Raw genomic sequence first — 12,715 nt, forward strand, 5'->3', positions numbered from 1 at the left:
ATCTTATTTTAAGGGAAGTGGACACTAGCCATTGATTTTACAAGGTACGCAGAATTCGCGCACGAATAAGAATATACATCACAGATGAGTCTTCATTTTTAGAATTAGAATCAAATAAACAACCGATTAAAGGTATATCGGAAGCCCCTGGTGTTGATGTCGAAGAATCAACCGCATTATGCTGAATTAAACCACTTATTAACAGCGTATCACCGTCTTTAAGTTGAACGGTTGTATGTTGTGCAGAACAGTCTGATCTATGCTGTGAGTTCAATTAATCAATGCAACACTATCCTTAAATAAGGAGGGCATTGTTATGAAACCAAGAAAACGTATTTACTATACACCTGAACAGAAAGTGATTATTTGGGATAGATATAACCACGGTGACTTATCTGCTTTTTTATCGAGATTCGTCACCAGTCGCTTGCCTGTAATTGAAATTGTTCTGGGTCTAGATCAAAGAATAAAAATTTATTAATACATAGTTTGATTTGTGATATTAAAACTTAATTAGAAATCGACATAATCACAACATAATTGATCGATATATAAGGATGATTATGTCTGTTGACTTATCCTACCCTATAGTTTCTTTAAAATTAGCTGAAGTAGAGAGCGCTATATCATCTGACTTGTTAATGCATTTTGCTAGCCTTACTATCGAAAATGGCTTAGCCCCCATAAATGACATACGGATTGATGCCTCACTCATTGAACCACAAGGAAAAACATTGTGGCTCAGCAATATGCTTACAGAGCCTTTTGCCATAGCGAATGTGTTATCGATGTGTAAAAACCAAGACGAACAATTTAGCTTATTTACTCATCCTATTGAGCTAAAAGGCGCATTTTATTATCTCGCTCCAGTTCTGTGTGAAAACAGATCGTTGATAGCCATTGTGGTTTTTGTTTCTCAAACCGTAAATAGTACTATTTTACTTGCATTAGCTCATTCGGTAGGCCGTGAAATTAGCGAAAAAATAAAACGTCATCTGTATTTGCAAAACCTTGCTTTTGAACATGATATCAATACAGATCGGCGTGAACTTAGTATTCAACAAGTTGAAAAAGCGGCGATTATTGAAGCGGCTAAAGTATGTTGCGGGAAAATTCAAGAGATGCACCAGATTTTAAATATGGGTAGAACAACGCTATGGCGCAAGCTAAAGCAATATGACATTAATATAAAAGCGTACAAATAATGGGATATTCCCTTTCGTTGCTTTGAAAGGGAATTATGATATTTAATTGATAGTTAATGAGGAATCTTCAGTCGATAGAGTGATTTTTATGTGATCAGGAATATTAATAATATTCTCACCAAGGTTGACGAGCATTGGGATCCCCATTTTTGCTGCAATAATGCTGGTATGTGAGTAAGGTGAACCTTTAGCGAGAGCAATCCCTGCTATCATTGTATTTTGGTTACGAACTAATTCAGATGGGCCAAGGTTATCACTCAGAATAATAGTCGGTTCTGCTAAGGTTAATGTTTTCGCAGTCTGTGACGATATTGACATCAATAGTTGTTTCTTTAAGTCATCAATATCGATAAATCGTGCTTGTAAATAAGCATCATCTAACTGTTGATATTGCTCGGACATCTCATTGAATATCGCCAAAATTGCGGCATAGGCAGTAATTTCTTCATTCTCTATTTTTTGTTTCACCGAACCAATGATGTCATCATCATCTAGCAATAAGCTATGACCGCGAAAAATATCAGCAATACTTTTTCCATATTGCTCTGTAAGGGTGTCTGCCAATGTATTCAATTGTGATTTTAATTGCTCAAAGGCTTGAGTTGCTTTGGTTATTTCATTTTTACTACCTTGGTGTGAAGATTCAATCAATTCAATACTTGGAGTCCAATGGTACGCAAGGCCCGTAACTGTGGGGATGTAGGCTGCTTTTCCTATAAGGATTGTATGACTTGTTGAATTGACATCATCACCAAAGTTTTGCTGAGCTAACTGTTCGAAGGCAGCGATTGCTGCTTGACTATCTGAGCCTTCAGCAATCAAGGTAATTTTATCGCCTTTCTTAACTTGTAACAGTGCGATTTGGTTCATGCTTTTGGCATCAGCTTGTTTCTGGCCATTATGTAATTCAAGTCTTGCTTTGAAGCTCGAAAGTTGTGATGCAAGTTTTGCTGCGGGGCGGATATGAAGTCCTGCTGGGTTTCGTACTACCCAGTGTGTTTTAATCGCGGCTTCTGAAAATGAATTATGCTCAATTTCTTTTTTAGGTGTGACGGTAACATTGTCATTGAGTTGTTGCTGTTTGGCTTGTAGTGCTTGGCGAGCTTCTGCCAAAATTGTATCAATTGAAGCACCACCAGAAGCGGCTGCGGTAATAGCAATAGTACCTTCTACAAGCGGAGCACTGCACAAATGAACTTTTTCTGCCAAGACGGGGTCGATTAAATCCAGTGCCGTTTCTGCGCTAAGAAGTGCGCTACCTAAATCCATCAATAAAATAATACTAGAAGCTTCAGATAATGCTTCGATTGCTTCCATCACTTTGACTGCATCTGTGCCAATAGGATGGGCTTCATCATCAACACCAGCAGCAGTGATTATCTGGCAATTTTGTTTATTTTGCATTTGCTCTGCTAATTGTAGTAATCCGTCTGCAAGCATTTTGCTGTGAGAAACAATAATGAGACCAATCATTTACCTCTCCTTTATCAAGTATTGAAACATTTATACCTGCGATATTTCAAGTTGCCGTTGAATGGTATCAACGACTTAATTCAAATTACAATTCTTTTTCTTTTATGATTATTTATTCATCAGAATAGCGTTGTTATTCACCGTGGTGCAAGCAAAATTATTTTTGATATATCAAATTGATATCATTTGATATTAGAAGATTTTACAGAATAAAGAGAGGGTGATTGCTGACATTTAGCAATAAAAACGAAAAGTCATTTCACAAAAATGAGTGGTTTTATTAGTAATCAAATATATTTGCTATTTAGCAATCTGTAGGGTGGATGTTATTTATATTTAACTTATATATGATATTTTATTTTTTTTAGCGTAAGTAGGTAAAATAAATTCGAATGATGTTGTGAGTTGGAATCAACTAATTATTTGATGTTTATATTGTGATATTGCAGTGATTATTTGGATTAAGAAGACCTTTTTAAGGTTAATAATTTAACTTGACGATAATTTATTTTATACATAACGAAATAATGTATTTACATTGGTAAGGCTAATTAGTAGAGGAATATACAGTTTATATATGTAATAGTTGCTTTGTGAAATCAATAATTCAACTTAAGCTTAAATGTAGTGTAAATAGGTAAGGCTGCCACATCTAAAATTAACATGTGCCAGCCTAGGTCAATAATCTAGCCATATGAATTAACTATAGCTTGTTTTAACTGTAAAATTCTTAACATTCAAAGTGAAACCATATTAAATAGTTAAAATTTCTGATGATTTAATGATGAAAAACCAAATCAATATCTTTACAGTAATGTTGGCAGTCCATGTCCCATATATCTTATAAATTTCTAGAGTATGTATTTATGTATTCGTACTCTTGTATTAATTGCGGTAAGGATTTTATTCCAAGTTTTGTATAAATATTCGAACGATGTACCTCAACAGTTCTTGGTGAAAGCTCCAATATTTCAGCTGTTTCCTTGCTTGTATTACCTTTAAGAATCATATCCATAATCTCTTTTTCTCGATTCGAAAGGCGGTCAAACTTATCCGTTAGGTGGGTATATTTCTTATATTCCTCGTATACATTAATAAAGTGTTCTGTTGCATTATTAATCGCATATGCAATATCTGAATCTTTAAAAGGAAAAGAAAAGAAATCGAATGCACCTGATTTGAAGCTCTCACGACAAAGTTCTACAGAAGGTTTTTCTGATAGGACAATAAACGGGAGGATACCAAATGAACCATTGATATTATTTAACCTATCAAAATGATTATTTTCACTGTTTAGGAATATTAATACACACTCTTTTGCTCCTTCTTCTTCAGGGTAAGTATAATTACTTGTGAATGTATCTTCATCATTATAGAATTTAAAGTTGAAACCAAAAGAATCCATCATAAGTTTCAGTTTATTCTTAATGACATTGTCACTTTCTATGATTATGTGAATGGTGTTATTCATCACCATACTCCTATTACACTGATTTGATATTCATATAAATTTGATTAAATATGTGGAACCAAACAGCAAACTAAGCTGATGGTAATATTTTCTTGCTAATTTTTTTGTTTTATTATTAATAATATTCTCAGACCTTAATTTATATTAAATTCTACAGCCAGATAAATTTAATATAAAAATAGAGATAATGGTTAAAGTTTGTATCTACAAGTAAGAAATAATTAATACTCATTAAAAGTTATATGTAAGTTTACTTAATTTCGTTTGTTTTATTAGATCTTTTATAAAAAATTCTTATATAACTAAATGATAATATCGTAAAAGAGTAATCATAAAAAGTGTTAATAGTGCATTTTAATTCAATTTTTTTTGTGATAATAACTTTAGTTTACATTTACCTTAATAGATGATTTTTATCCCTATCGTGTTAGAATTTTCATTCAACTTATTTATCGGCTGAGTGGATATACTTAATGGCTTCTTTAAAAGATGTAGCTCGACTTGCTAATGTTTCATTGATGACAGTCTCAAGAGCTATCAACAATCCTGAACTTCTGAAGCCTGAAACATTAAAGCAGGTACAGCAAGCCATTGAAAAACTTAACTATGTCCCGGATTTTTCTGCGCGTAAAATTAGAGGTAAAGGGTCAAAAATATCCACCGTCGGTGTTTTAGCGCTTGATACAGCGACAACGCCTTACTCGGTTGAGATCATTCTTTCAATCGAACAGACCGCAAGGCAATTTGGATGGAGTAGCTTTGTCGTTAACATCACATCCACTGAAGACAGTGAACGTGCGGTTCGACAATTATTATCTCAACGACCAGATGGCATCATTTATACAACAATGGGATTAAGGGAAGTTTCTATCCCTGAGCGACTACATAAAAGCCATTTAGTACTCGCAAACTGCATTGATACCTCAAAAAATTTTCCTGCTTATATCCCTGATGACTATAATGGACAATATAGCGCTATTTGCCGGCTGATCGAAAAAGGCTACCGAAAGCCACTATGCCTGTATATCCCACAAGAAACATTAGCAGGAAAAATACGTAGAGAAGCCGTCGAGTCTGCATGGGATGTCGCTAAGCTTCCTAAAGAAGCGCTAAGGCAGTATCACCTTGATTGGGGTGATGAACACTATCTTGATGTCATTGGGCTAATCAATTCACATTGTGATAATGGCAAGCCTGATTTTGATGTTGTTATTTGTGGTAATGATCGTATCGCCTTTTTAGCTTATCAAGTTTTACTTTCTAAAGGACTACGAATTCCTAACGATGTTGCTGTGTTGGGGTATGACAATATGATTGGTGTGGGGGAGTTGTTCTACCCGCCACTCAGTACAGTCGTATTACCGCACTATCAACTTGGTCAGCAAGCGGCATTACATATAATTGAGCAAAGAAAAAATAATGGTACTCAATATGTTCCTTGTAACCTTCTTGAAAGGTTATCAATATAATTAAAGATAGGATCGCTCTTCAAGAAAGCGATCCTTAAAAGCAATATATTATTCTACGGATTTATTTAATTGCCACATCGTTCCTTTGAGTAATTTTGCACTTTGATTAATTGCAAATAATGTCAATGCTCGTTCACCTTCTTGTGGATAAATTCGGCTGGTGAAGCACAACTCGCCATCGTTGATAAATACCTCAAGACTTGATTTATCAATAAAGGCTCGAATTTTAAGATGCCGAGTTTGAGGTAGTGCAGTACAGCGATAGTCACTTATCACATGCTCAGGATAATGTCGGGATAATGTGAGTTGTTGAGTTTGACCATCAATAAAAAATTCGGCACCGTTACCTATTGCTAAACCGAATTTTTCAGCAGGACTTTGCTGTAAATCCCAAATTAATTCTATTTCACATGCACTTGCATCGCTATGCAGCACTATAGTTTGGTTTTTTGCCAGAACACTTGGCTTAATTTCAATCGCTTCTTGGCGTAGTGACGTAAGTTCTCTGATTGGATTAACCAACACTTTACCTTGATCATTCAAGGTAAGTTCTCTTGGTAAAGTGAAGCAACCAGCCCAACCATCGACTTTTGACGGCATATTGCTTTCCCACATATCCATCCACGCAATTGCAATTCGACGGTCATCTTCAGCTAAGAATGTTTGAGGTGCATAAAAATCATGGCCAAAATCGATCTCCGTGAATTGATTGGTGATCTCATAAGGCTGATTAGGAGACCAATTACCAACAAGATAACCATTTTGGAAACGATTTCGATACTGGTGTCCTTGCGGCTTTTTTCCTTGCGGCGAAAACAGTGTGACAAATTGTTCGCCTAAAGGGAAAAAGTCTGGGCATTCCCACATATAAACGTTTTTATCATCTGTTTTGGCGAGCACTTGATATTCATCAGACCAGTGTAAAAGCTCATCACTACTAAATAATAAAATTTGCCCTTGATCCAAGCTATCTCTTGCACCAACAACCATCCACCAACGAGCATCTTGATACCAAACTTTAGGATCACGGAAGTGCATGTAACCTTCAGGTGATGGAATGATCACACCTTTTTTCTCAAAATGGATCCCATCCTCACTGATCGCAAGACATTGGGATTGGTAGATTTGACTGTCATTCCCTTCGCCGTCTAACCAAATATGACCCGTATAGAATAGGTATAATTTACCCTCATGACTTATTGCTGATCCTGAAAAGCAACCATCGCGGTCATATTCATCACCGGGTGCAAGCGCGATAGGTTGGTGTTGCCAGTTAACCATATCTTTACTTGTTGCATGTCCCCAGTGCATCGGCCCCCAGTCAGAACTGAAAGGGTGATGTTGGTAGAATGCATGATAAAGCCCCTCATGATAAATCAGCCCATTAGGATCATTTAACCAGCCGGCATAGGTGGCAAGGTGATATTCAGGATAAAATTGCTTGTTGAGTGATTTTCTTGCTGTTTCAAGGGCGGTAGATGCCAGGTCAATGCGCTGTTTCATCATGGTTCCTTTTGTTACAGATTGGTTTTGAATTTAGCTAAGAATTTTGAATCTTTAAGAAATACAATTTATTAGAAGATTTAATGCTAATTCAACTTACCGTTAATCGGATGGTGTGATATAACGCGTGCGTTGATATCGGTTTTTAATTATACTCTATACTATTATGTTAACGTTAACAATGCAACGTTTCTCGTGCTAATTTTCTTTAATCATAATTGTTGCTAATCTATGCCAAATACATCTAATTCGAGTTTTGGTAAAACAGAGAAAAGATTGGAAAAGGAAAAATTATGAAAGTTTGGTCTTTAGGTGATGCAGTTGTTGATTTAATTCCTTTACAGAATATGCAATATGAGGCTTGCGCTGGTGGGGCACCTGTCAATGTTGCAGCTGGGGTTGCAAAGTTAGGGCAGCCAAGTGGTTTTATTGGCCGTGTAGGTGAAGATGCCTTCGGTCACTTCATGCAAAAAACGTTATTTGATATTGGCGTTGATACGAATGCGATGGAATTTGATGAACAGCATCGCACAAGTACAGTATTAGTATCACTACATGAAAATGGTGAGCGTGAATTTTCATTTTTAGTTTCACCTTCAGCTGACCAATTTCTCAGTAATAAAAAATTACCTATATTTGATAAAGATATATTACATTTTTGTTCATTAGCTCTTGTGCATCCTGTTTGCCGAGGGTCTTTAAGCGAAGCCATGAACAAAATGAAACAAGCGGGCGGACTACTCAGTTTTGATGTCAATATTCGCCCTCAAATGTGGTCTGATCCTGTTGAAATGCATACCATAGTTGATCAATTTGCTTATCAAGCTGATATTCTTAAGCTTTCTGAGGAAGAATTGTTGTGGCTGACTAAGGAAATTACACTAGATAGTGCGATTGAAAAATTAAAGAGCTACCCAGCTCGTTTGAAAATAGTGACGCAGGGCGCTAAAGGGTGCTTAGTTTTGACTCAAAATAGCCAAGTTGCGATTAGTGCTTATCTGGTAAAAAGTGTTGATACAACAGGAGCTGGAGATGCGTTTATGGCAGGGTTACTTGCTGCAATTGCCCAGTTTGGTGTTAGTGATGAAGATGAGTACTTCTTGAAGATTATCACTCAAGCTGCGGCATGTGGTGCTTTAGCAACAACACGCAAAGGTGCAATCAGTGCCGCACCAACCCAGCAGGAACTGGCGCTGTTTATTGAACAACAACCGCCATTACATATTCGCGAATTATAATATCCAAACCAATACTGTAGGCTGTACATGCAAATATAGTCTACAGCTTAAATTGTGATGTTTAGTTAGGTTAGTAAGATTGCTTGGCTTGATGCACACATATACTTAAATTTTTAGTGTGTCGAAATAGGCTAAAATCATAAATATTGCTTTTGTAACAGACAAATAGGTAAGTAAAGGCGTATGATATTCCCATCTAAATTTTTTTTAAAATGACATCAGTTTGGGTTTATTATGTGGTTACGATCTGGAGTCGGGTTAGCTATTTTTTCTTATATCCTTTGGGGAATTACACCACTGTTTTATCGTTTATTACCTGGTGCGCAACCCCTAGAGTTACTTGCTCAGCGTGTTATCTGGTCTATTCCACTTTTATTGTTAATCCGCATGGTGATTAACAATAAAACAATATGGAAGCAAGTCTGGGCTGATAAGCGGTCGGTAATTTTGTGTTTATTTAGTTCAGCTGTCATGGCGATATCATGGGGAGCGTTCACTTACGCTTTGACTCATGAGCAAGTGTTAGCCGCCAGTCTTGGTTATTTTATTAATCCGCTATTTTCCATTTTATTGGGAATGCTATTTTTGCATGAAAGGCTAGTTTTAGCTGAAAAAATGGCAGTGATGCTTATTCTTGCTGGCGTTTGTTTTCAAATTTGGCAATACGGTCAATTGCCAATGCTTGCATTGGTGATGGGCAGTGCTTTTGCCATTTATGGTTTGATCCGTAAATTTATTCGTTTTGATGTTATCACCTCGCTTTTCATTGAGGCGGTATGGCTATTACCTGTGGCTATCGGAATTACGTGGTGGTTGACAGCTAATGGAACCAGCGCAGTAGCTGTGGGCGATTGGCACATTAAGTTACTGTATATGCTGGCAGCACCTGTGACCATTATTCCATTACTGTTTTTCACTGCGGCGATTAAACGTACGACATTAACGGTGATAGGCCTCGCTCAATATATTGAACCCACTATTCAATTTTTACTCGCAGTGTTCCTATTTAACGAATTATTTGACTGGGTAAAGGGAGTTAGCTTCTCTCTGATTTGGTTGGGACTACTCTGTTGCATTATCGCTCTATTGTACAAGCGCTATGGTCAATTACATAAAAAAGCACCTTTTGTAACGGGGCGAGATAAAACGCCTCACACCTAGTACCACGTTCAATAGATTAAGTGGTATTGAAGATCTTCGATGGTTAAGGCAAACGATTGCCTATATAATCTGTGCTATCAAATCGGTACATTTGCATAAAAGGTTATCTATCATGAATCAATTAGGTACAGCACTTTGTCCTTCTGCAACTAAAGTTATGTTACTTGGCTCTGGCGAGCTTGGAAAAGAAGTGGCGATTGAGTGTCAGCGTTTGGGCATTGAAGTGATTGCGGTTGATCGTTATGACAATGCGCCTGCAATGCATGTAGCTCATCGTAGTTATACCATCAATATGTTAGATGGTGAGGCCATTCGCCAACTTGTTGAGATAGAAAAGCCTGATTTTATTGTGCCGGAAATTGAAGCTATCGCGACAAAAACGTTAGTCGAACTTGAGGAACAAGGGCAAAAAGTAGTGCCTTCTGCTAATGCAGTTTATTTAACGATGAATCGTGAAGGGATCCGTCGACTTGCAGCAGAAGAGCTGGGATTACCAACATCAGATTATCGTTTTGTTGAGACTCAAGCTGATTTTATTGCAGCAGCGATAGAGATTGGTTTCCCTTGTATCGTAAAACCAGTGATGAGCTCATCGGGTAAGGGGCAGAGTATTATTCGCACCGCACAAGATCTTGATGCCGCGTGGCATTATTCACAAGACGGTGGACGCGCCGGTCAGGGTCGTGTGATTGTGGAAAAAATGGTTAATTTTGATTTTGAAATTACCATGCTGACGATCAATGCTATTGATGGCATTCATTTCTGTGCGTCAATCGGACATCGCCAAGAAAAAGGTGATTATCGTGAATCATGGCAGCCGCAACAGATGAGTGAAACTGCATTGAAAAATGCACAATATGCAGCCGCTAAAATTGTTACTGCTTTAGGCGGATATGGTTTATTTGGTGTTGAATTGTTTGTTTGCGGTAATGACATCATTTTCAATGAAGTTTCGCCAAGACCTCATGATACAGGGATGGTGACTCTGATTTCACAAAACTTATCTGAATTTGCATTACATGTGCGCGCCTTTTTAGGGTTACCGATTGGTATCATTCGCCAATATGGCCCAAGTGCGTCTGCGGTAATTTTGCCAGAATTACATAGCCGTGATGTGGTTTTTGCAGGCCTTAGTCAGGCATTCGATTCTGACATTCAATTACGCTTGTTTGGTAAACCAGAAATTGCGGGAACACGTCGATTAGGAGTTGCTCTCGCTATAGCAGATTCTATTGAAACTGCGTTAAAGAAAGCCAAAAACGCAGCCATAACAGTAAAAGTTAGCGGATAATTATTTCATCATAGCCCTTTGTTTTCACGGGGGCTGTGATTAGTCATAATTCATGCTCTCTTTTTACACTTGCTTATATTTGGCAATCTGTTCGATTTTTCGATAGTGAAACACGGCTAAGATTATAATGGCTGATAGCATCCCATAGCATACAATGATGCTAGACCAGTCGGGCACCCAGAATTGAATGCATCCCCATGCAACTATAGATGCGAAAGACATCTGAATAGTAGCGATAAGTGCAGCTGCTGTGCCGGACAATGCTTTAAAAGGCGAGAGTGCGATTGAAGCTCCCGCCCCCATGAGTAACGCAAAACCAAAGCTACCCACTGTAGCTGGAATAATAAAGCGCCACACATTATTGACACTACCCCACAATCCATTAGCTAATGTAAAGCCAACTACCGCCATTAATAAGCTCATCGCCCCAAACAATAAAATAAGAGGCTCTTTTAGGGTTTTTAACAAGAAGGAAACGGATAAGCTTCCTGCCGTGATAGCAATTGCATTTACGGCAAAATAAAAACCAAATTCATTAATTGGGATAGAGAACTGTTCAATAATTACAATTGGAGAACTCGAGAAAAAAATTAATTGGCTTGCAAAACCACAGCTACTTGCCACCATACCTAATCTAAAACTAGGGTGTTTGAGAACATTTCTATAGTTGCCAATGATTGTTTGAAGACTGATTGAGGTTTGATTGATTTCTAAAGGTAATGGTCTGAACCTTATTAGAATAAAACAAAGTAATAGGTATCCAGAAAGAAAATAAAAACTCGCTTCCCAACCATAATGAATAATTAAAGTACCCCCGACAATTGGAGCCAAAACAGGAACAATGCTAATTACGCCATTTAATAGGCTGAACATTCGGCCAATATCTCGGCCATTAAATAGTTTAGGAACACTTGCAAAAACAGCAACAGCTGCTGCACTGGCACCGAGCCCTTGCAGTAGTCGAAATCCGATCAATACAGAAATACTCTCTGCAAAGTAAGTGAGGAGAGCACTAAAAAAATAAATATAACAGCCTAACGTAAAAATGCGTTGGGGACTAAAGCGGTCAACTAAAGGACCAAAAACCAGCTGGCCGAAACTTAAACTGATAATAAATCCACTGATTAACCATTGTGTTGTCGCGGCTGAGCTATTAAAGGAGTCTGCAATAGTTGTCATGCTAGGAATACAAATATCCAAACCTAGTGGCGCAACAGCAACCAAAGGAAATAACCAAAGAGCACGTTGAGATAATACGGTATTTTTTTTCATAAATTACTCTACCAGCCTAATAAATTTCTGACCGGGTGATTGATAACCTTGCATTTTGAATATTTTAGTTTCAGATTAGAGTGAACAGTTTTATTCATGTCAGGTCGGCTGATATATTTTTCATGTTAAATTCCTTTTTTAGTTGAGTTAAATAATGAGCGGTATGAATCTGTTAATTATTTTGCGTTTAAATCATATAGTTATATTTATTTATAGATGCACATAGAATAATTAAACGAATTGTTTAATGTTATTGCGATAGAGTGACTTTTTTGTCATCTAGAATAACCAGTCACGCTTCAAATTGCATGACTGGTGGCTAAAATTTGCTAGTCGAATCACGGAAATTATCTATACTCTTCAATGAATTACTCTTATCATCCAGATGCAAGTTTAATTATTTGGAGTATAAGTTTACAATTATATAATCTAAATATTATTCAATTATGAATTTTTTAGTTAATAAAATATTCAGTAATTTTAAATAGAATAGTAATTGTGATTTATCATATAATGAATATGATTTAATCATTGATTGTTTATATATTTAATATAAAAAATATTATTGGTAAGTCATTATCGCCTAAGAATTAATTTTATAGCTAATAATCGCCCACCGTACTGCACTGGGG

11 protein-coding genes are annotated in these 12,715 nt (G+C 36.9%); 6 read left to right on the plus strand and 5 right to left on the minus strand.

Features of this window, described 5'->3' with window-relative positions:
* Positions 1-37: 37 nt before the first annotated feature.
* Entirely contained in the window at positions 38-274 is a 237-nt protein-coding gene (locus OOA_RS21335; RefSeq protein ID WP_008910118.1) for a pilus assembly protein PilQ, read from the minus strand.
* A 42-nt stretch (positions 275-316) separates the two neighbouring features.
* On the opposite strand from OOA_RS21335, the gene OOA_RS20550 reads away from it, so the two are divergent.
* Positions 317-481, plus strand: a complete 165-nt coding sequence (locus OOA_RS20550; RefSeq protein ID WP_008910119.1) for a hypothetical protein — start codon at positions 317-319, stop codon at positions 479-481.
* An 82-nt stretch (positions 482-563) separates the two neighbouring features.
* Positions 564-1,205, plus strand: a complete 642-nt coding sequence (locus OOA_RS21340; RefSeq protein ID WP_008910120.1) for a helix-turn-helix domain-containing protein — start codon at positions 564-566, stop codon at positions 1,203-1,205.
* Between the two features lie 42 nt (positions 1,206-1,247).
* Here the strand turns inward: OOA_RS21340 and dhaM are convergent, their stop codons facing one another.
* Both dhaM and OOA_RS00345 read right to left on the minus strand, forming a co-directional pair.
* The gene (gene dhaM, locus OOA_RS00340) at positions 1,248-2,678 is read right to left on the minus strand and encodes a dihydroxyacetone kinase phosphoryl donor subunit DhaM (protein ID WP_008910121.1); all 1,431 of its coding nucleotides are present in this window, start codon (positions 2,676-2,678) and stop codon (positions 1,248-1,250) included.
* Positions 2,679-3,519: 841 nt separating this feature from the next.
* The gene (locus OOA_RS00345; protein ID WP_008910122.1) at positions 3,520-4,149 is read right to left on the minus strand and encodes a response regulator transcription factor; all 630 of its coding nucleotides are present in this window, start codon (positions 4,147-4,149) and stop codon (positions 3,520-3,522) included.
* Between the two features lie 473 nt (positions 4,150-4,622).
* Here OOA_RS00345 and OOA_RS00350 point away from each other — a divergent pair, with 473 nt between their 5' ends.
* Complete coding sequence (locus tag OOA_RS00350) at positions 4,623-5,618, plus strand: LacI family DNA-binding transcriptional regulator (protein ID WP_008910123.1); 996 nt, start codon at positions 4,623-4,625, stop codon at positions 5,616-5,618.
* Between the two features lie 48 nt (positions 5,619-5,666).
* Here OOA_RS00350 and OOA_RS00355 read toward each other — a convergent pair whose 3' ends face one another.
* On the minus strand, positions 5,667-7,121 hold the full coding sequence (locus tag OOA_RS00355; RefSeq protein WP_008910124.1) for a glycoside hydrolase family 32 protein: 1,455 nt from the start codon (positions 7,119-7,121) through the stop codon (positions 5,667-5,669).
* Between the two features lie 293 nt (positions 7,122-7,414).
* Between OOA_RS00355 and OOA_RS00360 the strand changes: the two genes are divergently transcribed.
* From OOA_RS00360 to purT, 3 genes are all read left to right on the plus strand, one after another.
* A complete protein-coding gene (locus tag OOA_RS00360; RefSeq protein WP_008910125.1) occupies positions 7,415-8,359 on the plus strand; it encodes an aminoimidazole riboside kinase in 945 nt (314 codons plus the stop codon).
* 234 nt (positions 8,360-8,593) lie between these two features.
* Entirely contained in the window at positions 8,594-9,520 is a 927-nt protein-coding gene (gene rarD, locus OOA_RS00365) for an EamA family transporter RarD (protein WP_008910126.1), read from the plus strand.
* Positions 9,521-9,632: 112 nt separating this feature from the next.
* The gene (gene purT / locus OOA_RS00370) at positions 9,633-10,811 is read left to right on the plus strand and encodes a formate-dependent phosphoribosylglycinamide formyltransferase (protein WP_008910127.1); all 1,179 of its coding nucleotides are present in this window, start codon (positions 9,633-9,635) and stop codon (positions 10,809-10,811) included.
* 63 nt (positions 10,812-10,874) lie between these two features.
* Here purT and OOA_RS00375 read toward each other — a convergent pair whose 3' ends face one another.
* A complete protein-coding gene (locus tag OOA_RS00375; protein ID WP_008910128.1) occupies positions 10,875-12,083 on the minus strand; it encodes an MFS transporter in 1,209 nt (402 codons plus the stop codon).
* Positions 12,084-12,715: the final 632 nt, after the last annotated feature.

The organism is Providencia burhodogranariea DSM 19968, from assembly GCF_000314855.2.
GTDB lineage: Bacteria > Pseudomonadota > Gammaproteobacteria > Enterobacterales > Enterobacteriaceae > Providencia > Providencia burhodogranariea.

Bases quoted from the DNA above. Each gene is read 5' to 3' on its own strand.
- OOA_RS20550 (WP_008910119.1), top strand. From the start codon at position 317: ATGAAACCAAGAAAACGTATTTACTATACACCTGAACAGAAAGTGATT.
- OOA_RS21340 (WP_008910120.1), top strand. From the start codon at position 564: ATGTCTGTTGACTTATCCTACCCTATAGTTTCTTTAAAATTAGCTGAA.
- dhaM (WP_008910121.1), bottom strand. From the start codon at position 2,678: ATGATTGGTCTCATTATTGTTTCTCACAGCAAAATGCTTGCAGACGGA.
- OOA_RS00345 (WP_008910122.1), bottom strand. From the start codon at position 4,149: ATGAATAACACCATTCACATAATCATAGAAAGTGACAATGTCATTAAG.
- OOA_RS00350 (WP_008910123.1), top strand. From the start codon at position 4,623: ATGGCTTCTTTAAAAGATGTAGCTCGACTTGCTAATGTTTCATTGATG.
- OOA_RS00355 (WP_008910124.1), bottom strand. From the start codon at position 7,121: ATGAAACAGCGCATTGACCTGGCATCTACCGCCCTTGAAACAGCAAGA.
- OOA_RS00360 (WP_008910125.1), top strand. From the start codon at position 7,415: ATGAAAGTTTGGTCTTTAGGTGATGCAGTTGTTGATTTAATTCCTTTA.
- rarD (WP_008910126.1), top strand. From the start codon at position 8,594: ATGTGGTTACGATCTGGAGTCGGGTTAGCTATTTTTTCTTATATCCTT.
- purT (WP_008910127.1), top strand. From the start codon at position 9,633: ATGAATCAATTAGGTACAGCACTTTGTCCTTCTGCAACTAAAGTTATG.
- OOA_RS00375 (WP_008910128.1), bottom strand. From the start codon at position 12,083: ATGAAAAAAAATACCGTATTATCTCAACGTGCTCTTTGGTTATTTCCT.